Origin of the sequence: Pseudomonas sp. WS 5503 (assembly GCF_012985385.1) — a bacterium.
Lineage (GTDB): Bacteria > Pseudomonadota > Gammaproteobacteria > Pseudomonadales > Pseudomonadaceae > Aquipseudomonas > Aquipseudomonas paracarnis.
The window spans coordinates 147,612-169,813 of the sequence record NZ_JAAQWI010000013.1 but is presented as its reverse complement, the minus strand read 5'-3'; the positions used below and the strand labels follow the sequence as shown (position 1 = coordinate 169,813).

The 22,202-nt window shown below is 55.4% G+C and carries 24 protein-coding genes and 3 pseudogenes; 22 read left to right on the top strand and 5 right to left on the bottom strand.

Annotated features, from left to right (window positions below):
• Positions 1–8: 8 nt before the first annotated feature.
• From HBO10_RS28000 to HBO10_RS27980, 5 genes and pseudogenes are all read right to left on the bottom strand, one after another.
• A pseudogene (locus tag HBO10_RS28000) lies at positions 9–230 on the bottom strand (transposase domain-containing protein); the annotation flags it as partial.
• A gap of 104 nt (positions 231–334) precedes the next feature.
• A complete protein-coding gene (gene ltrA, locus HBO10_RS27995; RefSeq protein ID WP_024073359.1) occupies positions 335–1,996 on the bottom strand; it encodes a group II intron reverse transcriptase/maturase in 1,662 nt (553 codons plus the stop codon).
• A 587-nt stretch (positions 1,997–2,583) separates the two neighbouring features.
• Positions 2,584–3,882 (bottom strand): annotated as a pseudogene (locus HBO10_RS27990) (IS66 family transposase); the annotation flags it as partial.
• Positions 3,883–3,943: 61 nt separating this feature from the next.
• The gene (tnpB, locus tag HBO10_RS27985; RefSeq protein WP_024073357.1) at positions 3,944–4,279 is read right to left on the bottom strand and encodes an IS66 family insertion sequence element accessory protein TnpB; all 336 of its coding nucleotides are present in this window, start codon (positions 4,277–4,279) and stop codon (positions 3,944–3,946) included.
• Positions 4,276–4,608, bottom strand: coding sequence for a transposase (locus tag HBO10_RS27980; protein ID WP_073844970.1), 333 nt, complete (start codon positions 4,606–4,608; stop codon positions 4,276–4,278). The genes tnpB and HBO10_RS27980 overlap by 4 nt, the downstream gene beginning before the upstream one ends.
• Positions 4,609–4,799: 191 nt before the next feature.
• Between HBO10_RS27980 and HBO10_RS31680 the strand changes: the two are divergent.
• The 22 genes and pseudogenes from HBO10_RS31680 to HBO10_RS27875 form a co-directional block, all read left to right on the top strand.
• Positions 4,800–5,031: pseudogene (locus tag HBO10_RS31680) on the top strand (DEAD/DEAH box helicase); the annotation flags it as partial.
• A 159-nt stretch (positions 5,032–5,190) separates the two neighbouring features.
• A complete protein-coding gene (locus HBO10_RS27975) occupies positions 5,191–5,907 on the top strand; it encodes a hypothetical protein (protein ID WP_024073356.1) in 717 nt (238 codons plus the stop codon).
• Positions 5,908–5,947: 40 nt separating this feature from the next.
• Positions 5,948–6,700 carry a TIGR03759 family integrating conjugative element protein gene (locus HBO10_RS27970; protein WP_024073355.1) on the top strand — a complete coding sequence of 251 codons (753 nt, stop codon included), beginning with the start codon at positions 5,948–5,950 and terminating at the stop codon, positions 6,698–6,700.
• Positions 6,685–7,242 (top strand): lytic transglycosylase, encoded by a 558-nt coding sequence (locus tag HBO10_RS27965; RefSeq protein ID WP_008437382.1) that lies wholly within the window; start codon positions 6,685–6,687, stop codon positions 7,240–7,242. The genes HBO10_RS27970 and HBO10_RS27965 overlap by 16 nt, the downstream gene beginning before the upstream one ends.
• A 44-nt stretch (positions 7,243–7,286) precedes the next feature.
• Positions 7,287–7,742 (top strand): integrating conjugative element protein, encoded by a 456-nt coding sequence (locus tag HBO10_RS27960; RefSeq protein WP_223816876.1) that lies wholly within the window; start codon positions 7,287–7,289, stop codon positions 7,740–7,742.
• Positions 7,743–7,749: 7 nt separating this feature from the next.
• Positions 7,750–8,034, top strand: a complete 285-nt coding sequence (locus tag HBO10_RS27955) for a hypothetical protein (RefSeq protein WP_024073354.1) — start codon at positions 7,750–7,752, stop codon at positions 8,032–8,034.
• On the top strand, positions 7,994–8,404 hold the full coding sequence (locus tag HBO10_RS27950) for a hypothetical protein (RefSeq protein ID WP_008437384.1): 411 nt from the start codon (positions 7,994–7,996) through the stop codon (positions 8,402–8,404). Before HBO10_RS27955 ends, HBO10_RS27950 begins: the two co-directional genes overlap by 41 nt.
• Positions 8,405–8,407: 3 nt before the next feature.
• Positions 8,408–10,624: a type IV conjugative transfer system coupling protein TraD gene (gene traD / locus HBO10_RS27945; RefSeq protein WP_024073353.1), complete on the top strand. Its 2,217-nt coding sequence runs from the start codon at positions 8,408–8,410 to the stop codon at positions 10,622–10,624.
• 18 nt (positions 10,625–10,642) lie between these two features.
• A complete protein-coding gene (locus HBO10_RS27940; RefSeq protein ID WP_008437388.1) occupies positions 10,643–11,398 on the top strand; it encodes a TIGR03747 family integrating conjugative element membrane protein in 756 nt (251 codons plus the stop codon).
• 9 nt (positions 11,399–11,407) lie between these two features.
• Complete coding sequence (locus HBO10_RS27935; RefSeq protein WP_008437391.1) at positions 11,408–12,886, top strand: UvrD-helicase domain-containing protein; 1,479 nt, start codon at positions 11,408–11,410, stop codon at positions 12,884–12,886.
• 75 nt (positions 12,887–12,961) lie between these two features.
• Positions 12,962–13,273, top strand: a complete 312-nt coding sequence (locus HBO10_RS27930; protein ID WP_008437393.1) for a hypothetical protein — start codon at positions 12,962–12,964, stop codon at positions 13,271–13,273.
• A gap of 157 nt (positions 13,274–13,430) precedes the next feature.
• Entirely contained in the window at positions 13,431–13,739 is a 309-nt protein-coding gene (locus HBO10_RS27925; RefSeq protein ID WP_178110642.1) for an RAQPRD family integrative conjugative element protein, read from the top strand.
• A complete protein-coding gene (locus tag HBO10_RS27920; RefSeq protein WP_008437400.1) occupies positions 13,736–13,975 on the top strand; it encodes a TIGR03758 family integrating conjugative element protein in 240 nt (79 codons plus the stop codon). The genes HBO10_RS27925 and HBO10_RS27920 overlap by 4 nt, the downstream gene beginning before the upstream one ends.
• A gap of 18 nt (positions 13,976–13,993) precedes the next feature.
• A complete protein-coding gene (locus HBO10_RS27915; RefSeq protein ID WP_008437401.1) occupies positions 13,994–14,332 on the top strand; it encodes a TIGR03745 family integrating conjugative element membrane protein in 339 nt (112 codons plus the stop codon).
• A gap of 13 nt (positions 14,333–14,345) precedes the next feature.
• Positions 14,346–14,726: a TIGR03750 family conjugal transfer protein gene (locus tag HBO10_RS27910; protein ID WP_008437403.1), complete on the top strand. Its 381-nt coding sequence runs from the start codon at positions 14,346–14,348 to the stop codon at positions 14,724–14,726.
• On the top strand, positions 14,723–15,376 hold the full coding sequence (locus tag HBO10_RS27905) for a PFL_4703 family integrating conjugative element protein (protein ID WP_020302977.1): 654 nt from the start codon (positions 14,723–14,725) through the stop codon (positions 15,374–15,376). Before HBO10_RS27910 ends, HBO10_RS27905 begins: the two co-directional genes overlap by 4 nt.
• Positions 15,376–16,278, top strand: a complete 903-nt coding sequence (locus HBO10_RS27900) for a TIGR03749 family integrating conjugative element protein (RefSeq protein WP_008437410.1) — start codon at positions 15,376–15,378, stop codon at positions 16,276–16,278. Before HBO10_RS27905 ends, HBO10_RS27900 begins: the two co-directional genes overlap by 1 nt.
• Entirely contained in the window at positions 16,268–17,758 is a 1,491-nt protein-coding gene (locus tag HBO10_RS27895; protein WP_024073352.1) for a TIGR03752 family integrating conjugative element protein, read from the top strand. Before HBO10_RS27900 ends, HBO10_RS27895 begins: the two co-directional genes overlap by 11 nt.
• Positions 17,736–18,164: a TIGR03751 family conjugal transfer lipoprotein gene (locus HBO10_RS27890; RefSeq protein WP_008437412.1), complete on the top strand. Its 429-nt coding sequence runs from the start codon at positions 17,736–17,738 to the stop codon at positions 18,162–18,164. Before HBO10_RS27895 ends, HBO10_RS27890 begins: the two co-directional genes overlap by 23 nt.
• Complete coding sequence (locus tag HBO10_RS27885; RefSeq protein ID WP_024073351.1) at positions 18,164–21,127, top strand: conjugative transfer ATPase; 2,964 nt, start codon at positions 18,164–18,166, stop codon at positions 21,125–21,127. The genes HBO10_RS27890 and HBO10_RS27885 overlap by 1 nt, the downstream gene beginning before the upstream one ends.
• Positions 21,124–21,420 (top strand): hypothetical protein, encoded by a 297-nt coding sequence (locus HBO10_RS27880; protein WP_008437414.1) that lies wholly within the window; start codon positions 21,124–21,126, stop codon positions 21,418–21,420. Before HBO10_RS27885 ends, HBO10_RS27880 begins: the two co-directional genes overlap by 4 nt.
• A complete protein-coding gene (locus tag HBO10_RS27875; RefSeq protein ID WP_008437415.1) occupies positions 21,417–22,100 on the top strand; it encodes a DsbA family protein in 684 nt (227 codons plus the stop codon). The genes HBO10_RS27880 and HBO10_RS27875 overlap by 4 nt, the downstream gene beginning before the upstream one ends.
• Positions 22,101–22,202 lie beyond the last annotated feature (102 nt).

Here is a 22,202-nt window from a genome sequence, read left to right as displayed (position 1 = left end):
CTGCGCGATTAAACAGGTGCCCACCTGTGCGGCAGCAGCTTGTTAATCTCACTCGCGCGCCGCGTCGGCAGGCGCGTGAGAACATCCTTTAGATAGGCGTACGGATCATGGCCATTCAGCCGCGCTGACTGGATCAAGCTCATGATCGCCGCAGCCCGTTTTCCGCTGCGTAGCGACCCGGCGAAGAGCCAGTTCTTGCGCCCAAGAGCCCATGGCCGGATCTGGTTGTCGGGTAGTCAGACGCGGTTGCCCGCGTCCAACCCCCTAAGAACCGTGCATGCGAGTTTCCCAGCACACGGCTCAAGCCTCTGCTAAGGCGCCATTGGGCACCCGGTTATACATCGTCGACATTGGCAAATTGCACATCTCGTGGGCAACGCAGGTGGTAAATCTCAAGATTAGCCGCAGCGTCCGTCCCGCCATGACCTAGCTTCACAATATGGCGACTGTGCCACGGTGTGTCTTTGGTCACCGGCTTGAAGCAGGCGCAGCACCTGCCGCCCTGTTGCACCCATACCCGATACAGCTTGGCTCGACCTTTAACGGAAGTGAGCATCTTCTTGCCCCAGCGGGACTCGAAGTACTCATCCCATGCAGGGTCGTGAGGGTTGGCAGCAGCCTTAATCTTGATATGTCGCACAATCGGTGTGTCTGAGGCGTCTACTAGCGTGTACTGACGCTTCCGACCATCGGCGGATTTTTCAGTACACGAGAACACCCAACGGCGCGCCCCTTGTACTTTGAAATACCGATCCTTCACCCATCGGCGTGTCTTGCGAGGGTGGCGACGTACCGCCCATCGCCAGAGCATTTCCCACACTGCGCTGTCCACCTGGTTGAAGACCTTCTTGGCGACGACATGACTGTGATAGTTCGCCCAGCCCCGTAGAACCGGGTTGAGCAAACCTATCAAGTTAGCCTGTCGTATCGTTTTGTTGGTCTTGATCAACTCTCGCAGCTTGGCAAGTAGAGCCCCGATGTTCGCCTTGGACGGCTTGATCAGGAGCTTGCCGTTGTACTTGCGCAGGTTCCATCCGAGGAAGTCGAACCCGTCCCCTATGTGCGTTATCTTGGTTTTTTCCGGAGAGAGGACAAGTCCACGCTCTGCCAGAAATTCAACCACGGCGGGCCTGACTTCATTCTCCAGCCATTCTTTCGAACAACCAGTGATGATGAAATCATCTGCATAACGCACCACGCGCATTTTTCGGGCTGTCCACTTCGCGTTGGGAAATCTCTTCGCCAGCATCGCTTCCAACCCATCCAGCGTCATGTTCGCCAACCCCGGGGATATGATGCCTCCCTGCGGGGTTCCGGCGTGGCTGGGGAATAGCTGCTTTTGGTAGACATAACCAGCCCGGAGCCATTTCTGCAAAATCGCCTTGTCCATGGGAATGTTGGCGATCAACCAGTCATGGCTGATATTGTCGAAACAGCCTTGAATGTCGCCCTCTAACACCCATTCCGCGTTTGCTTTTCGTGACAGCACACCAAAGCACTGTGCGACGGCATCCGCAGTTGAGCGTTCCGGCCTGAACCCATAAGAGTTCGGGTCGCCGGTAGTTTCCGCTATCGGTTCCAGAGCCAGCAGATGAAGCGCCTGCATGGCCCGGCATTTCATCGCGGGAATTCCAAGAGGTCTCGTTTTGCCGTTTTTCTTCGGAATAAGCACTCTCCGAAGCGGGAGCGGCGAGTAACCTCGCCGCGTCAACGACTCTATCGCGCCGAGCTTGGCCCTAGGCGTATTCCAAGTAACCTTGTCCACGCCGGGGGTATTTTTGCCTTTGTTTTCAGACACCCGTTTCACAGCAAATGCCTTGCCACTGAACGAGTGAGTCAGCAGCCATTGCAGGGCTTTCACCTTGTTATGTCTGCCATCTTGTACAGCCTTCACAATACGCGCTTGCAGCCCTCTGACACGACGTTGTACGGCGATCCAATCGATGCTGTCCCACGACGTGCCGGAAGGTGCACACGCCAATGCTGCTGCGTTCATTTGCTCTCCTTCCGTTGAAAGGGTTCTACCTACTCTCGTGTGAAGAGAGACCATGAGGACGTCTGCCCGCTTTCGCGTGAAGTGATGTTTCAACCTCTATCCAACCCATTACAGGACGGCGTTCGCTTTTTCCTCGTTCCTTCGCCCGCACCGCCATGGGCAATTTTTACAAACGGCTTTCCCTGACGGGAGCGATACGGGATTTCCACGTTCCGCTTACTGACGTGCGTCGGGTTAGGTGCCTGCTATCGACCGGGAGGCATGTGGGTCACGAATGCGTAGTAGAAAGACGCAGTTCCCACCTCCATTACCATTTTGGTTCGAGCGTGTAAGCCATTTCCGCTCGCTTAATTTAACGATCGTTGCGCAGATTCACGTGTGTTCACCATACCAACTATCTAGCACTTGTCCGGCCATGGCTGCCAGAAGGGTACGCCTCTCACGATTGGTACCCCGCACCTTGCGGCGCCTCGTAACATTGTCGAAGGCGCTCTTGATTCAGCCTTCTAGATTCACCCGGTGACACGGGTGGTTCCCACCAAGGGGGAACAACTTCATTAAGCGACTTCGTGTCGCACCTCCGCCCAATTATTATCAATGGGAACCGCCCCGTCATCGAGGTAGCGCGACAGCGCTGCCCAGCGTTTAAGGCTGTAATCGAGCGCTCTGCTGATGGCCGAACCTTCGGGCACAAGATCACGCTGCGCGTTCATCCAGGCATGCAGCCTATCCTTCACCGGTACGGCTTTTTCTTGCCGTATTCGGCGCCGTAAATCCGGCTCCAGGTCTCTGACTTCTCTTTCGATTTCGTACAACAACTGGATATAGCGCAGGGCTTGCTCGGCGAGCGTGCTTTTATTCGTAGCGTGCAGTTCAAAGAACTTGCGCCGTGCATGGGCCATGCAGCCGATCTCGGTCACGCCGAGTTCAAAGCTGGCCTTGTAGCCGCCAAAATCGTCGCAGACCAACTTGCCATTCCAGTCCTGAAGGAAGTCGCGAGCATGCTCTCCGGCGCGACTGGGGCTGAAGTCATAAACCACCGCTGCCACATCCGAGAACTGGCTGGTAGCGTAGGACCACACATAGGAGCGGTGGGTTTTCTTTGTTCCCGGCATGAGCATCTGCACCGGTGTTTCATCTGCGTGGATGATTTGTTGCCCAAGCACTACTTCGCGCAGCGCATCGACCAGCGGCTGCAACTGAACTCCGGTCACGCCAACCCATTGAGCCAAGGTTGAACGTGGAATCGCCAAGCCCGCTCGACCTAAGATCGATTCCTGACGGTAAAGCGGCAGATGGTCAGCAAACTTGGCGATCATGACGTGTGCGAGCAGGCCCGAAGTCGGGATGCCCTTATCAATGACCTGCGGCGGAACCGGTGCCTGGATCAGCGTTTCGCAGTTATCGCAGACCCACTTGCCACGGACATGGCGTTCGACGGTGAACACGCCGGGCGTGTAGTCCAGCTTCTCGCTAACGTCCTCACCGATGCGCTTCAGGGCGCAGCCGCATGGGCGGTGAGTGTTGTCCGGTTCGTGATGGATCAACGTTCGCGGAAATTCTGCCGGCAATGCCGTGCGCTTGGGCCTTAGCTTTTCCTCGGTCGCCTCTGGTGCTATTTGCAACGCCTGAAGCTCGGCCTCAATCGCCGCGATATCAGTATCGATCAGGTCATCTAGCAGGCTGGCCTGTTCAGGATTCATCTGCTCGCTGCGCTTGGCAAACTTCAAACGCTTGAGCTGGGCGATCTCGTGGGTCTGTTTCTCAATGACTGTTTGATCACGGTTGATTTTCTTGCCCATAGTGTCGACTTGCGAGAGCAACTGCGCTGCGAGGACGCGCAGTTGATTGGGAGACAGTTGGTCGAGATTGGGCGAAGAAGTCATACGCCGGACTTTGCCAGAGCGGGCGTTTCGCGACGATAGACCGATAGGCTAATGGCTGCCGTTAAAGCAGTGTGATCGAGCCTCCAGAACCTGCGCGTTGCCATGGCAGCCCCAGCAACAACGTTTGAAGTTGCTCGGCATCCAGTTCCATCTCAGGACCATGGCGGATGCCAGGCCAGTGGAACTTGCCTTGGTTTAACCGGCGCGCCGCCAGCCATATTCCGAAGCCGTCATGCACCAGCACTTTCATGCGATTGGCGCGGCGGTTGGCGAACAGATAAGCGCAGTGCGGCTGCGCCGCACCGAACACCGCGATCACCTTGGCTAGCGCCGTTTCGGTGCCTGCGCGCATGGCCATCGGTTCGGTGGCGAGCCAGATGGAGTCGATGTGAATCATCGCAGAATATCTCGAAGAAAAGTCGCGCAGGCGGCAGCACTTTCAGTGGGCCAGTCCACTTTGATGATGGCGCGCGGGTGCTGTATTTCAACGCAGATATTCGATGATGCTGGATGGGAGTTCGCCCCCGCCAGCGGCATGGCTAACGGAATAAATGCAGGTGGGTGTGCCGGAATTTTCTGCGTTTGCAGCCGAATCCATTTGTGGACGAGGTTTGCGTTGAGGCTATGGCCGAGCGCGACGCTGGCAATCGAAGCGCCTGGTTGGGCGCACTCTTGAATGATCTGGGCTTTGAAGGATTTGGAATAGGAACGGCGTGTTGGCTGCATGAAATACCCGCTTGAAAGGCTAGAATTGGTGTCCACTTAATTTAAATGCACACCATGTCTTCGCTTTGCAGAGCTGGGTAGATGACCTGGCCGGACGGTTACCCACTTTATTCTGACTCCGCAGATCATTATCACGGGTTTTTAAGACTTTACTCCGCGCAGTGGGGCTACGGTATATGGCTTTACCCAACACCTTGCAACAGGCATTTCGACGGTGATGGCGGATTGGGCAAAAGCAGCCAGTGAGGGTGTTTTTTTGGCTATGCCGGCAGCTCTCAGATTACTTGCCTGCAGTTGATGGCCAAGAAAATCGCCGTGATTCAAAGCACGTCGGGAGATGTGCCAGATTCTGGTCTCGACTCGCTGAACCAAGATGGTGATTCAGTTGAAATGACACTTGCAAGGCAGCTCATTGCTTCATAGTTTGACGGCCACCTTCGGGTGGCCATTTTTTTATAACGATCCCAATTTACCAGCGGCCAACTCGACACTTCAAAAACCATGCGTCCTGGAAAACCTATTTCCTGATGCACCTAAGAGACTGGTTTGAGAGGGTGTATTCGCTTTTGCGCGAGGACGCCCATGAACCTACCACGCCCTACTCGAACCACAGCGATACTCAGTCTGTGCCTTGCATTATTGGCAGGCATTCTGTGTTATGAGCATCATCAACTCTCCCAACTCCGCACCAGCTTGGCTGCGACTGCAGACAAAGAGTCGCTCGATGCGTTGTTGACGCGGCTTGGCAAAGTCGATGAGCGACTGGGCACGGTAGCCGGCAACCACCTGGTGACCAACGAGGACTTCCGAGCCGGGCAGCAGGCTTTATCGAATCGAATTGATGCCGCACAAGCGTATGCAAAGCAAGCGACGGAGTCAGCGCAAGAAATCTCTCAAAATGCTGCGTCTGCTGGTGAATTGCTAGTCCTCAAAGCCAGCGTCGAAACACTCGATAGCCGTCTTCAAGAACTCAGTCAGTCACGCATCAAACAAACCACTGCTGTGCCCCTCAAGCCCAAGCCTAAGCCCGTTGCCCGCCAACCAAAGCGGCCAAAACCGCCCGCTACCGCCACTGTCACACCGCAAACACCCCCTTTTACCGTTGTCGGTATCGAGTATCGCGGCGGTGAACGCTTTTTGTCCGTAGCACCGCCTGGCAGCACGCAGTTGAATCAAATTTACCTTATCCGACCTGGTGACGCTGTGGCGGGCACCGCCTGGCGACTCAACGCGCTGGACGGAAGATCCGCACGCTTTGACGTGGCCGGAACACCTCAAACCGTAACCGTCGCGCAATAGGACCTCCTTTATGCACTCCCCTACCACTTCCTCGAAAACAATGAAGCCCAGGAACATTTTGGGTTTCATTGCAGGCTTGGCCACCTTCGCGTTTGCATACGGCTGTCATGCGGCTTCGGGGCAATCAACGTCGATCTCGAACACTCAGAACAGTGAAGTTCACAACTCTTCTCAAGGAGCAAGTCAGACAGAACTCGCCCGCGAGTGGGGATTGACCCCCCAAGAATGGTCCCGTTTTCAAACTGTGATGGAGGGTCCTCGCGGAATCTATTCGCCAGGCCTGGATCCTCTGACAGCACTTGGCATCGAAGCGAAGTCGGAGGAGGAGCGGCGACGCTATGCAGAGCTGCAGGTGCGAGCCGAGCGACAGCGTATCGATAAGGAACTGGCGTACCAAAGGGCCTATGACCAAGCCTTCGCACGTCTTTACCCCAATGAAAAAGTCATCCAACTATCGTCCAACCCTGCATCTGCTCCTGGCTCGGGAGCGTTAACTGCTGTGAAAGGCACTGGACGACTAGCCGTTTTTGTTCAAGACAGTTGCAACGCATGTATTGACCGCGTCAAAGACTTACAAAACCAGAAACAGTCCTTTGATCTGTACTTCGTTGGTAGTCAAGGTGATGACGAAATAATTCGCCGCTGGGCCATCTTGGCTGGAGTCGAACCGGCCAGCGTGAGAAGCCGACAGATCACATTGAATCACGATGCCGGTCGATGGCTTGGCCTTGGACTCGGCGGTGAGCTGCCGGCCGTGGTACGCGAGGTGAATGGACAATGGCAGCGTCTGTAATTCGCGCGGCTTTAACGGGGGGGCTACTGCTCACCGCGGCATTTGCTAACGGTGCCGAGGTTCCGCCACCGGCCTATCAGTTGATTGCCCTGCCTGCCGGCGTTCCGTCCGAGGTGCTGTACTCCGTTGCACTGCAAGAGAGTGGCACCCGACTTCGCGGCCAGATCGTCCCCTGGCCCTGGACGTTGAATGTCGCCGGCGCCGGATATCGCTTTGCGACACGCAGCGATGCTTGCAGAGCGTTGATGATCGCCCTTCAGACCGCAGGCCCAAATAGAGTCGACGTCGGGCTTGGACAAACCAACATCGGTGCCAACGGCCACCGTTATAGCTATCCCTGCGAAGGGCTGGATCCGTACAAAAACCTCTCGGTTACGGCCCAGATCCTGGCTGAGCAAAAAGCCAAAGGAGGCGACTGGATCACCGCTGCTGGTCGGTACCACCGCCCTGCCGGAGGCGAACCCGCTGCCCGATACCGACGAGCTTTTGCCAAACACCTCAGCCGGGTCACCGGTATCAACCTGATGGCGAATAATCCATGAATAGATTGCTGCATCTGCCTGTTTTGCTGTCTTTGGCCTCCCCCATGGCAGTGCATGCCACCTCGCTGATTGTTGTTGAAGACCGAGGGGGTGTTTCCGCTCTGCCCTACTACCAGTACTTGGCTCCAGAACCTACTGAGCAGTCAGCACAGTCAGAGAATATTGGTGTGCGTGGGCAAGGCTCGTTTCCAGTGCGCTCTGACCAACTGACACCCGGGCAGGTACAGGGCCGGGTAATCAATGCACCTGGCCTGCAACCATTGTTTCTTGTAGGCGACGATGAAAGCTCCAGAAAGTGGTTATCACAGCGCCGCGATCAGTTACAGCAACTGCAGGCAGTGGGCCTTGTGGTTAACGTGGCCAGCGCCGAGCGGTTTGCCGAAATCCAACGATGGGCAGGAAATCTACAGTTGGTCCCGGCTCCATCAAATGATCTGGCACAGCGCTTGGGAGTCCAGCATTACCCGCTGTTGATCACTGCCACAACGATCCAGCAGTAACCAGGGTATGGCCTCTCTTACGCACATCACCTTGGTCATCAAGCAACCAGATGACCCACGAGCAGGCCAACTGCTTTTTGAACAGGTCACCTATGTCGCCAAGCTCTATGGCGGCACCGTCATCGCCCGCGTACCTGGTGACGAGGTGGAGCTATGTCAGCGGCTAAAAGAACGACTGCCCGAGGCAGTTGAGCAAGCGAGGCAAGAGTTGGCCAATTCATCATCACGCATGAAAGGAGGATCCCGGCCCCATGAAGCTGACCAAGAAGCAACGCTGCGAGCTTCACGCTAAATTCGCGGGCCATTGCGCATACTGCGGTGTGCTGTTGGGTGACCGGTGGCATGCGGACCACATGGAAGCAGTATGGCGAGAACCAGAGAGGGTGGACGGCAAGTACTCCGGTGCCATCATTTTGGGGCGGCCAGAGAACCACGCCATCAGCAACATGATGCCCGCGTGCGTGCCGTGTAATTTGAGCAAGGCAGCGATGCCACTAGAAGTCTGGCGAGAGCGCATTGCTGGACACGTCAACTCCCTTAACAGCTACCACCCCATATACCGCCTGGCCAAGTCCTATGGGCTGATCGCTGAGACAGGCAAGCCAGTCGTTTTCCATTTCGAAACAGTGGGGCCATTGTCCCCTTTCACTCATAGGAAGTGATCCATGACCACCTCCTACACCATTGAGTCGTTACTACGCCCTGCTGTTGAGCTGTACACAGTTTGCGTATGTGCCGCTGCGGCGTTGCTCTGTATTTTCGCGCCCTGGGCGGTTGCTCTGACGCCTTTATTCGGCATGGTTGCCGGTACAGGCTTTCTGGGTCTAGGGTTCGTCCGCCTCAAACAAGCGTTGGTAGTGCTGCGTTACCGGCGCAATATTCGGCGCCTACCCCACTACACCATGACCAGCAAAGACATGCCGGTCAGCAATGAGCGGCTATTCATCGGTAAAGGCTTTCGCTGGACCCAAAAACATACTCAGCGGTTGATGGAGACTTACCTCCCAAAGTACGCCGAGTATGTCGAGCCCACGTCTATCTATACCTTTGCTCGCAGAATTGAGGAGCGTCTGGAGTTCGCACCCTTTCCACTCAAATTGCTGTCAAAGGCTACCTCGTGGGATGTGCCATTTAACCCGGCGCGTCCACTTCCTCCAGTCGGGGGGCTACCGCGCTTACACGGTATAGAGCCGAACGAAGCGGATGTCAGCCTGCCACTGGGTGAGCGGGTTGGACACTCCCTTGTATTGGGGACTACTCGTGTTGGAAAAACCCGCTTGGCAGAGTTGTTTATCACCCAAGACATCAGGCGTACCCGCCGTAGCCCCCGGCGCCGCGTTCATATGGGGCGCCGCGTGCAACCCGTTCATCGAAGCCAGCGCAATGTAGAAATGGACCTGGACCGCGAAGTGGTGATTGTCTTCGATCCTAAAGGCGACGCAGACCTCCTGAAGCGCATGTACATCGAATGCAAGCGCGCAAACCGACTGGAGGAATTCTACGTGTTCCACCTAGGCTGGCCCGATCACTCCGCTCGCTACAACGCCGTCGGCCGGTTTGGTCGGATCTCGGAGGTTGCCACCCGCATTGCCGGCCAACTTTCGGGGGAAGGCAATTCCGCGGCATTCCGGGAATTCGCCTGGCGTTTCGTCAACATCATCGCGCGCGCCCTCGTGGCACTGGGACGTCGGCCGGACTATGAACAGATCCTCAAGCATGTGACAAACATTGACGCGCTGTTTATTGAGTATGCGCAGAAGCACTTTGCTGAAAATGATCCCAAAGCCTGGCAAACCATCGTTGAGCTGGAAGGAAAGATCGATCGTAAGAACCTCAGTTTCGCCATGAAGGATCGACCGCTACGCGTGGTGGCCCTGGACATGTACCTCACTCAGCAACGCATCTCCGACCCAGTGATGGAGGGTCTGCGATCAGCCGTACGCTATGACAAAACCTATTTCGACAAGATCGTGGCCAGCCTTCTGCCATTGCTGGAAAAACTGACCACAGGCCGGATTGCAGAGCTGCTATCTCCCGACTACATGGATCTTGAGGACCCACGACCAATCTTTGACTGGATGCAGATCATCCGCAAACGGGCAGTGGTCTATGTCGGCCTGGACGCTTTATCTGATACAGAGGTAGCTGCAGCGGTGGGCAACTCGATGTTCAGCGACCTGGTGTCAGTTGCGGGTCACATCTATAAGTTTGGCATCGATGATGGCTTGCCCGGGGCCACCGGCGGCAAGGTAGCAATTAACGTACATGCGGACGAATTCAACGAACTGATGGGCGATGAATTCATACCGATGATCAACAAAGGCGGTGGTGCCGGCATGCAGGTCACGGCCTATACCCAAACCATGAGCGATATTGAGGCAAAAATCGGTAACCGGGCTAAAGCTGGCCAAGTCATCGGTAACTTCAACAACCTGTTCATGTTACGTGTACGTGAGACTGCAACCGCCGAGCTGCTGACCAACCAGTTGCCAAAGGTCCAGGTGTTTACCAGTACACCAGCAAGCAGTGCAAACGACGCTATTAACGGCAACACCGCTTTCACCTCTAACACTCACGATCAGATCCAAAGTGTCAGCGTACCGATGATCGAACCGGCGCATGTGGTTGCCCTACCCAAGGGGCAATGCTTTGCCCTGATAGAGGGCGGGAATTTGTGGAAGATTCGTATGCCGTTGCCGGCAAGCGATCCCGATGAAGTGATGCCCAAGGATCTTCAGGCCTTGGTTGAGGGCATGCGTAAAGGATCCGGAACCAGCAGCGACTGGTGGCAAGCACCGGGATATGACGCACTAAGTGAGTCGCTTCCTGATGACTTGGTAGACGACTTCCGCCAGATGGCCAATAACGGAAAAGCCGCATAGGCTTGAAGGAACAGAGCCATGGCCGATATCGCGGAAAAAGCCCAGCAACAGCAGGAAGGTCAAAAAAACTTCCTGGGCATGCTGTTCTCTACCCCTTTTCATTTCTTGGGGGTGATGTTCGGCTCCTTGCTCGGCGCCATCGTCGTTGAATGGCTTTGCATGTACACGTTCTGGCCGGATGCCGGCTGGAAACATGCTCAGCAGATGTTCCAACATGAACTGGGCTGGCTGTCCCAGGATCTGCTGCACAGCGTTGTCATCAAAGAACCGGGGCGTACGGCAACCTGGCTGGCACAAACGGTCTATGACTGGCTGATGGTGAAAACCGGCATGCAGGACAATATAAATGCACTGACACAGTACGCTCGCTCAACATCACCACAACAAACGGGAACCTTGAACCTTCGCTACGAACTCGGTCGGGCGATGATCAAATTCCAGGACTATGGCTTAGCCGCGTTATACACAGTCCTGACCTTCTGTGTGCGAATGGTCATTCTGACGTTGACGATTCCGCTGTTCGCACTGGCGGCGTTCACTGGCTTGGTCGATGGCCTGGTGCGGCGTGATCTACGAAAATTCGGCTCCGGCCGCGAGTCAAGTTACCTGTATCACAAAGCCCGGGGGACGATCATTCCGCTGACCATCGTGCCCTGGACGGTCTACCTGGCCATCCCCATCAGCATCAGCCCCCTTTTGATTCTGTTGCCCTGCGCCGTGCTGTTGGGTGTGTCCGTTTACATCACCGTTTCAAGCTTCAAAAAATACCTTTAGGAGCTGCCCATGCAGTGGACACAAGAACAGCAGCCCATCATCCATTCCACGGCTGACAAGCTACTGGTTCAGGCTTTTGCCGGTACCGGCAAAACCACCACACTGGTGGGCTACGCCACACAACACGCCTCGGTGAAAATGCTCTACCTCTGCTACAACAAATCCGTCGAGCTCGCTGCCAGGGGCCGCTTTCCACGCAGAAACGTGGTGTGTAAGACGGCGCATGGCCTCGCATATGCAGTCTATGGCAGTCAGTACGCCACCAAGCAGACCAATAACTTACGCCTGACGGACATCGCAAGGGCCATCAACACCCAGGACTGGGAGCTCGTGCGGGATGTCCTCAGCACGCTTAACAACTTCATGGCCAGCGCCGATGACGAGTTGGGCCGTGTGCATTTTCCCAGATTCCAGGGGCAACGAATGCTCACAAGTGCCCAGGAACGTTTCCTGAACAATGCTTTAAACGTGGCTAAAACCATCTGGAACCGGATGATCGATCTGCAGGACACAGCAATGTCGATCACCCATGACGCTTACTTGAAGCTGTATCAGCTAAGCAAGCCCGACCTGAGCGAACGATTTAACGCCATTCTGCTCGACGAAGGTCAAGACGTGAACCCAGTTATTGCCGACATAGTAAAAATACAACGGGTCCGCAAGGTGGCAGTCGGCGATCCCCACCAGCAGATCTATCGCTTCCGCGGCGCAGAAGATGCGCTCAACAGCGACTGGATGGCCGACGCCGAACGTCACTACCTGACCCAAAGCTTTCGCTTCGGCCCTGCCGTCGCGCATGTGGCCAACATCATTCTTTTTTACAAGGGTGAGACACGAAAGCTGCAGGGGTTAGGTTGCAATACCCTGGTTAAACGGGCTCTGCCTGAAGAGCTACCGCATCGCACGTTTATCCATCGTACCGTGACCGGCGTCATCGAGAACGCCCTGCAGCTGGTCGCAAGCAACCCCAAGATTTTCTGGGTCGGCGGTATCGACAGCTACTCGCTACGCGATCTGGAAGATTTATACCTATTCAGCCGCAACCGTAACCATGAGGTGCAGAACCGCAGGCTGTTGAGAGATTACCGGGACTTTTCACAGTACGTGGAAATAGCCGAGGTAAGCCAGGATACGGAGATGTTGCGATCGATCAAGATCATTACAGCCTATCCGGACCTGCCCCAGCGGATCCAAACCCTACGTTCCCGCTCTGTAGATAACGAGCTCGACGCCACCGTGACACTCACGACTGGGCACAAGGCCAAGGGGCTGGAGTGGGACTTTGTCAGCCTGTATGACGACTTTAGCGCTGATCCGCTTTCACCCGATATCGATCAAGGTCGTAAAGATGACGAGTTGAATTTGCTGTACGTGGCGGTGACGCGAGGGATGAAGATCCTAGCGTTGAACTCAATGGTGCTTTCTATCATGCAGCGCTATGTCGATGCTCGGACCTCTGCACTCCAACCTCAGAAATCACGCGCTTAGCAACAAACTATTTCAGATTGCTGGCACGCGCTTATTATTGAAACCCTGGTAGCTCTGCACATTGAGGACGTCGCCATGGGCCGTCAGAAATTTGAATACCACACTGAGTTCTCTCCCTTTCAGTACGTTGTCAGAACCAAAAAGCTCTTCATGTTCAAGTCCGAAGAGCCCACCACTGAACCCGACACCCAGGGTTTTCTGGAAGATTCTGAACGTCAAAACCGCCTTGCTCAATTAGGCAGCGAAGGCTGGGAGCTGGTCAGCGTGCAGCCCGTGGTCAAAGGAGAAGTCAAGGTTGGCAATCAAAACGCCCAAGGCTGGGCTTACGGATTCGCCTTGCCCATCGGGTATCTGCTGTTCTTCAAACGCCCTATCCACTGTGATTGATGGTGTCAGTACCGTCAGAAGAAATCCTTACAGTCCTGAATATGGTTTTCTTGCGGCGACCATAGCTTGATCACGGCAAGCTGACGGCATCAGGAATGACTAGAGCCCAGCCGTGATCCAGTACCCGCGTCTCACTGCACTCACTTGCCGACTTGCCTTGCCAGGCCTCATCGCACTTTTTGGATGCGGCCTGCCTGTCTCTCATGCGACCGCTGCTTCAGCCTCCGAACAGGCCAACCTGGACGTGATGATCCGCCAGTTGAATGCCTTAGAGGACACCGCACGTCGTAGCGCTCAAGTGGCCGACGAACCTGGCAAGCGTTACTTCTTCGATTACCAGCGTCTAGCAGGTGATATCGCTCGAATTCGTCATGGGTTGGAGGGCTATCTAACCCCAACCCGAGCCCAGCCTCGTGATCCTGTTGAGCTGTCAGGCCAATACACGACCGAAGGACGCAAGCCATGAGCATGAGCGGCGCTCAGGCTGCTGCGTTTCAAGCGGCAGGAGGATTTCCTGCCTCGACGAGCTACCTGTTTTTCGTCGGCGTCGCTGTAGCCATCATCTTTATGTGGGGCGCCTGGGCTATCTGGAGCTGCTACCGAGGATGGGCCACTGGCAACCTTGATCGAACGATTGCCTCGACCTCGCTCGTCCGCATCCTACTGCTTTGCATGATCCTCACCACATTTGTTCTTAGTTGACCCTATGGGAGATACACCATGACTTCATTCTTAAAACCGGGCCGCATGCTGATCGGGTTGCTTGCTCTCCCCCAACTGGCCATGGCGGCTCTTCCGCAGTCTCAGCCTCCTACCCGGGGGGAAGGCTCTAACCTGATGCAAACCATGCAGAACTACGCCTTTGACGGTTTTACTTTGCTTGGCCTCATCATCTGCGCAGTCATTTTCAGTGGCGTTGCTTGGCATGCCTTCGGCACCTACCACGAAATTCAACTTGGCAAGAAAAAATGGGGAGATCTGGGGGCGACAGCCGCCGTTGGCGTCGCCATCCTCGGTGTCGCCATTTTTCTGGTCACCAAGGCTTCAAATATTCTTTAAAAGAGCCGTGGCCATGACAGAACTCTCAGACGATGGGACCCTGATTTTCCTCCCTGTGCGATTGAACAATCAGCCAGTCATCATGGGCGGCCTTACCGCTGACGAAATGTGGGCCACCTTGGCGTTGAGCACCGGCGCAGGGCTGGTTATCGGTATTCCGGCCGCGATATTGACCCAGATTTGGGCACTTATCATCGGCGCCGCCATGCTCTGTGCTGTCCTAGGGCTGTTTCTTGCCAGTCGTTTCTTGCGTCGGTGGAAACGCGGCCGACCTGATACATGGCTATACCGCCAGATGCAATTGAACATCGCGCGGTTCTTTCCTACCTGGAATAAAGCCCTGCTGATTACTCGTACAGGTGCGTGGACCTGTCATCGAACGGAGGTTCAATGACTTACCGTAAAAAAGTAGACGCCCAACTGGCCCACATTAACAGCCTGCGCATGGTCATTGGTTTTCTCATTGCCCTGGGTCTGTACATGGCTTATGGCTGGCAGAGCGCACCGCGTGACCTAACTGTTCATGTACCTCCAGATCTACGTTCAGGTAGCACCCGTAAGTGGTGGGATATTCCACCGGAGTCGGTATACGCCTTCGGTCTGTACATTTTTCAGCAGATGAACCGTTGGCCCGTTGACGGTGAAACCGACTACGAGGACAACATTACCCGCTTGGAAAGCTACCTGACTCCCAGCTGCAAAGCCTACTTGCAGAAAGATTTCGAGCTACGCCGCAATAGCGGGGAACTGCGCAAACGTGAGCGGGGTGTATTTGAAATTCCAGGCAGAGGCATCGACGATAAGTCTGAGCAACATATTGAACAGCACAGCATCAATGACTGGACCGTCAACCTGGACATCACCGCTGACGAGCACTACGGCGGGGAGCGCGTAAAGCGGGCATTTGCTCGCTATCCGTTAAGAATTATCCGATTCGACGTCGATCCCGAAAAAAACCCATTCGGCTTGGCCTGGGACTGTTATAGCAGTAATCCACAACGCATCGAAGTCTCCGCAGAAACGACCAGAGCAGGAGGCAAATGATGACACGCCGCCTACTGATCATCGGGCTCGTAGCCCTTCACTTCTGCGGGTTGGCCAACGCCGTCGAAATCCTGCGCTGGGATCGTATCCCTATAGCACTGCCCTTGATCGTGGGTCAGGAGCGTATTGTCTTTGTGGACCAAAACGTACGGGTGGGTCTGCCTCGTAACCTCGTCGACAAACTGCGCGTGCAGAGCACCGGTGGTGCCCTCTACCTGTTGGCGAAAGAGCCGATTGAACCGACTCGCTTACAGCTGCAGAACATGAACTCCGGTGAGATCATGCTCGTGGATATCATCGCAACGGTAGGGAAACCAAATCAGGTCGCATCCGAGCCGGCTAAAATTGTAGCCGGGGACAGTCCCGCCCCGCGTTACGGCCAAGTCAACGCCAAACCTACAAGCAACCATTCAACTTCTTCCACGGCCCAAGCCAGCGCTCAAGCCGAGGAGGATGAGGACGCGCCGAAACCGCGTCGTGAGACCCCTCTTCCGGTGGTCATGACGCGCTATGCCGCACAGATGCTTTACGCGCCCCTACGCACCGTTGAGCCCGTGGAGGGGATTGCTCAGATCAATCTGAAGCGCGGTTTGGACCTCACCACCCTAATGCCGATATTGCCGGTCGAAGCCTCTGCGTTGGGGTCGTGGCGGTTAGACGAGTATTGGGTCACGGCGGTGAAGCTACGTAACACAAGCGCCCAAAACCTCACATTGGATCCGCGTGACCTGATGGGTGACTTTGTCACCGCGACTTTTCAGCATCCCTACCTTGGCGCCAAAGGTGATTCCAGCGACACCTCGACGGTCTACTTGGTGACCCGTGGTCATGGTCTAGCCGAATCGTTATTGCCGGCCGCCATCAGCCAGATCGATCCGAAGGGAGGCCGTCGTGAAGAGTAATCCACTTGTTAAATACCTGGTCATACCGTTCGCGATCCTGGCGATATACGTAGTGGTCAAATTATTCAATCGCGAAAGTGCCGACCAACAGGTTCATGCGCCGGAAACGGTTGTACTTAGTACGAAGGAGGCTAAAAAGCTTGGGGTTGACGGAGATACACCCAGCGACACATTGCGCACCATTGTCGTGGAAAGCAGACAACTCAAGGACCAAGTCTCCAATGCTTTGAAGAACAATGACGAACTAAAGCAACAGAACATCGAGCTGCAAAAACGCCTGCAGAACATCGACCTCAACGTCGATAACAAACTGCAGAACGTTCAGCAAACGATGAAGCAGGAGGCGCAACAACAGAGCCAAACCCTCTTGGACACACTGCAGCAGCAGTACAATACCCTGAGCAGCAAATCGGGCAGTGGCAATGAGTCTGGATCTGATTTGCCGATCGGCTTCGGCGTTCAGCCAGGTGACGGTCAAGGCTTCAAAGGCGGACCTGGCGCGGACGTTGTTTGGATAGAGCCGCAGGACGCAACGCCGGTCGATGTCAACGGCAAGCCCATCGCTGCAGGGACAAATCAAACGGCAAGCGGCTTCAACTTCCCGACCTCTTTTGGCGAGTCCGTGGACCGAGGACAAAATGCACTGCGCACGGGCGCTCAAAGTGTTGCGAATGAAATCTCGCCACAGGAGGCCCGCAAACAGGTGCGCAAGGTCTACACCTTGCCGCAGAACTCGACATTGATGGGTTCGGTGGCCATGTCCGCGCTGATCGGCCGGGTGCCCATTGACGGCACTGTCAACGACCCCTACCCGTTCAAGGTATTGATCGGGCCGGACAATCTCACGGCCAACGGCATCGACTTGCCCGACGTCGCCGGCGCGGTGGCCAGCGGAACGGCTTCCGGCGATTGGACCCTGTCTTGCGTACGCGGTCAGATCAAAAGCCTGACGTTCGTCTTCAATGACGGCACTGTGCGCACGCTGCCACAACCTCAGGAAGAAACGAATAGCAGTCAAAATAGTAACAATCAGAACAATGGCAACCAAACCACCATTCAGGGTGGCCTGGGCTGGATAAGCGATGCCTATGGCATTCCTTGTATCAGTGGCGACCGCAAAAGCAACGCCTCGCAATACATTGGCTCGCAGGTACTGATTACCGCCGCCGGCGCAGGTGCTGCCTCCCTCATCAAGTCAGATGGAAACAGCGGCTCTTTTATAAACCCTCAGTCCGGGACCATCGGTTCTGTCGGCGGCTCGGGCAGTGAAGCCATGGGCAAAATTATTGGCCAGGGCGTCAATGACGTCTCCAGCTGGGTCAACAAACTCTACGGGCAAGCCTTCGCAGCGGTGTATGTACAACCCGGGGCAAAGATAGCTGTGCACCTGGACCAGCAACTGACCATCGATTACGAACTCAATGGCCGCAAGGTCAACTATCGCTCAGGAGCCCGTCATGTTTCGACTGCGCTTGACTAATCATGGCTTAAAACTAGGTGCATACCTGGCCATCGCCCTACTCGCCTCGGCCTGTTCCACCAACAAAGACGAATTGCTCCCCCATGGGGACCGCACAATGATGGACGTTTGGGATCAAGGCTCCAGCGGCTCAAGCAGCTCGAGCAGCCGCCAATTGCTCGATGCACGCCAAGATCTTCGTCGGCCTCTGGAGACGAGGGAAACAGACAACACCATGTTCACACGTACCGCACAAAACGAGATCTACAGCCAATTTAAACGCCTACCCAATCCCGACCTGGTGATGTACGTCTTTCCTCATTTAGCGGGTTCAGACCCGGCACCGATCCCAGGCTACACCACGGTGTTTCCGCTGTATCAGCGGGTGCAATACGCCATGCCTGGCGAACGCACGGAGGCATATTGATGGGTTTTTTTGAACGATTCAAAACGCGACGGGCGACAGAGCGTGTGGAACCTGGCGTAACACCAGGTTCGCCGTTATCTGACGATGTGCAGGGACCAGCAACCGAGACGTTTGAGGCTGCTACAGAGCGTTACTACGAACGCCTTGCTGCCATGGGTATTCCCTCGCCGAGCGATTGGCGTAACCCAAAGAAAAAGCCAGCCACAACCGCTGATGCTGACCGTCTATACCACGTCAACCCCTCCTTCGTAGACCTACTGCCGTGGGTAGATTACCTGCCTGCAGAAAAAGCCATGCTATTGGAAGACGGCGTGTCTCGTGCTGCCTTTTTTGAGCTGACACCGATTGGTACTGAAGGTCGGGATCCCGAATGGTTACGCAAGGCCCGCGACGCCCTGGAAAACGCCCTCCAGGACTCCTTCGACGAGCTTGAAACCTCACCCTGGGTGGTTCAGCTCTATGCCCAGGACGAAACCAGCTGGGACGATTACCTTCAGCAACTGCATGACTACGTTCAACCACGCGCACAAGGCAGTGCATTCACCGAGCTTTATTTGAAGCTGATGAAGCAACACCTGGAATCCATCTCCAAACCAGGCGGGCTGTTTGAAGACACCAAGGTCAGCCAACTGCCCTGGAGGGGCCAACAGCGCCGCGTCCGTGTTGTTGTCTACCGCCGTACCCAAGGCGCGCAAGCGGATGTGCGAGGCCAGGCACCAGGTCCTTACCTGAAAATCATCTGCGATCGCTTGGTGGGCGGCTTGGCGAACGCCGGCATTAAAACCCATCGCATGGATGGCCACGCCATTCGCCATTGGCTGATTCATTGGTTCAATCCACGTCCCGATCATCTTGGCCCTGCCGATGCAGATATTCGCCGCTTCTACGAATTGGTGTGCAAGCAAGCACCTGGTGCTGCAGAGGGCGAGCTGCCGCTCGCCAGCGGCACTGACTTCTCGCAAAACCTGTTTTATCGCGAACCACTGTCAGATATAGAGAAAGGTCTGTGGTATTTCGACGGCCTTCCCCATCAGGTGGTGATGCTTGACCGCTTGAGGGATGCTCCCAAGACCGGGCACTTAACCGGTGAAACCCGAAAGGGCGGTGATGCGCTCAACGCACTGTTCGACAAAATGCCAGAGGACACCATTCTCTGTATCACTCTCGTGATCACCCCGCAGGACATTCTCGAAGGGCATCTGGAACAGCTTTCACGCAAGGCAGTTGGAGACACTCAGGCCTCGATCCTGACACGCGAAGACGTCGCCACCGCCCGTCAGTTGCTCGGGCGCAAGCACAAGCTGTACAGAGGTAGCGTAGCGTTTTACCTGCGGGGTAAAGATGATGCCCAGCTGCACGAACGCAGTTTGCAACTCAGCAGCGCATTGCTGGGTGCGGGCATGGAGCCGGTGGAACCTCGGGATGAAGTGGCACCGCTGAACTCCTACCTTAGATGGCTACCCGGCAACTTCGACCCCAATGCGCGCAAAGCACTGGAGTGGTACGCACAACTGATGTTCGCCCAACACATTGCGAACCTGGCCCCCGTCTGGGGTAGGTCGACCGGAACCGGGCACCCGGGTATTACCCTGTTTAACCGTGGGGGAGCGCCGATAACCTTCGACCCGCTGAACAAGCTGGACCGGCAGATGAACGCGCATTTGTTCATTTTCGGGCCTACGGGTTCAGGTAAATCGGCCAGCGCGACAAACATCCTTAGCCAAATCATCGCCATCTATCGGCCACGTCTATTCATTGTGGAGGCTGGCAACAGCTTCGGCTTACTCGGTGATTTCGCCAAAAAGTTGGGTTTGACGGTAAACCGGGTTCGACTTGCACCTGGATCGGGTGTCAGCCTCGCGCCATTCGCTGATGCCGTGAAGCTCATCGAACCCAGCCAAAACGTGAAGATTATCCAAGCTGATGATCTTGAGGCGTCGGACGAACATCTGACTAGCCAGACCGAGGATGAACAACGCGACATCCTGGGCGAGATGGAAATTGCGGCCAGGCTGATGATCACCGGTGGTGAAGAAAAAGAGGATGCCCGTCTTACTCGTGCCGACCGTAGCGCCATCCGCCAATGCATACTGAATGCAGCGAAAAAATGCGTGACGGAGCAACGTATCGTTCTGCCGGAAGATATCCGTGAAGCGCTGCGAGAAATGGGACTCGAGCCCGGTATTCCAGACGCCCGAAGCTCACGATTCTTGGAGATGGCGGAAGCCTTGTCCATGTTCTGTATGGGCACCGAAGGCGACATGTTCAACCGTCCTGGCACCCCATGGCCAGAAGCGGACATTACCATTGTCGACCTTGCCACCTATGCGCGAGAAGGCTATAGCGCACAGATGGCCATCGCTTATATTTCCCTGCTCAACACGGTCAACAACATTGCCGAGCGTGACCAGTTTAAAGGCCGTCCGCTGATCTGCTTCACCGACGAAGGCCACATCCAGTTGAAGGTCCCACTCCTATCCCCCTACTCCGTCAAGATTACCAAAATGTGGCGAAAGCTCGGCGCCTGGTTCTGGATGGCCACCCAGAACGTTGACGACGTGCCGCCAGAGGCCTCAGCCCTGCTCAACATGATCGAGTGGTGGATGTGCTTAAACATGCCGCCTGATGAGGTGGAGAAGATCGCGCGGTTTCGTGAACTGACTCCTGCACAGAAGTCGATGATGCTGTCAGCGCGTAAAGAAAGCGGCAAATTCACCGAGGGCGTCGTGTTGTCCAAAAGCATGGAAATGTTATTCCGGGCGGTACCACCGAGTTTGTATCTGGCCCTGGCCATGACCGAGCCGGAAGAGAAAAAGCAACGCTTCGACATCATGCAAGCCAAAGGCTGCAGCGAGCTGGATGCGGCCATTGAAGTTGCTGCAACGCTTGACCGCTATCGCGGTATCGAACCTCACATCATTACTTTCCCCGAGCAAGTCACGGCCTTGGAGCGCCAAGCATGAGAGCATTGAATTCCCTGACCCAGAACCTTATAGAAAGTCTGACCCAGCTGCTTGAACAACCGGGTGAAGACGCCCTTCAAACCCTTGAGGTGTGTGCCCCCGTTTTGATAGAGCAACTGCAACAGGTTTTGGTTCGTGCGGTGGATCGTCGTGACATCGAGTCCCAACTTCACGCGGTGTTAGCCAATTGGCTGCTACAGCACCCACAACCCGAGAATGCTGAGAACGCTCTTCTTGAGGCCCTTCGTAAACAAGCGCTGCTTTCATCGAAGCCAGCAGAGGCTCGGGCATGATAGGCCTTCGCAAATATTGGTTGATGCTGGGGTGCGTTTTGGCAGGCACATCGATGGCCTGCTTAGCCCTCACTCGAAGTGAGATACCATCCCCGCACAACACAGGCCCGTGGTTGTTTGGTCCTTCCAAAGCACGCTGGACTGTGACTGAGTTCGCGGATCTGGAGTGCCCCTACTGCAAGACGTACACACCTGCGTTGAAAACCTGGATACAGCAGCAGAAGGATGTAAACCTGCAGTGGCATCATCTGCCACTGGATGTGCACGGTCCGACCGCATTACACGAAGCCAAGCTCGCTGAATGTGCGGGGGCGCTTGGTGGCGCACCTGCCTTCTGGCAAGCCATTGACCAGATTTTTGACCGGACCCGTAGCAACGGTGAGGGTTTCAATGGGCATCTGAACGTCGTTGATGTTACTTACCAGGACTTATTGTCCTGTGCAGCTACCGACAAAGTGATCGCCCGGCATGTTGGCCAACAGGTCGAGGAGGCCCTCAAAGCGGGCATTACGGCAACTCCTACTGTGATAATTAAAGACAACACGACTGGCAGCTCCGTAAAGCTTGAGGGACCAGCTGACGGGGTATTGTTATTATCAGCTCGTGATTGGCTGGCTCAAAAAAAGAGCTGCGACGCTCTGCAAAAGTCGAACGTTAAATCACTTAGCCATTGTCATTAAATGAGCTTGCATTCCATTCATACATTTTCATGCCCGGCATGTCCTACGCGTGGGCCGAAAGAGACAGCGCAAATACGGTGTTTGCAACTGCAATCAGGGTCA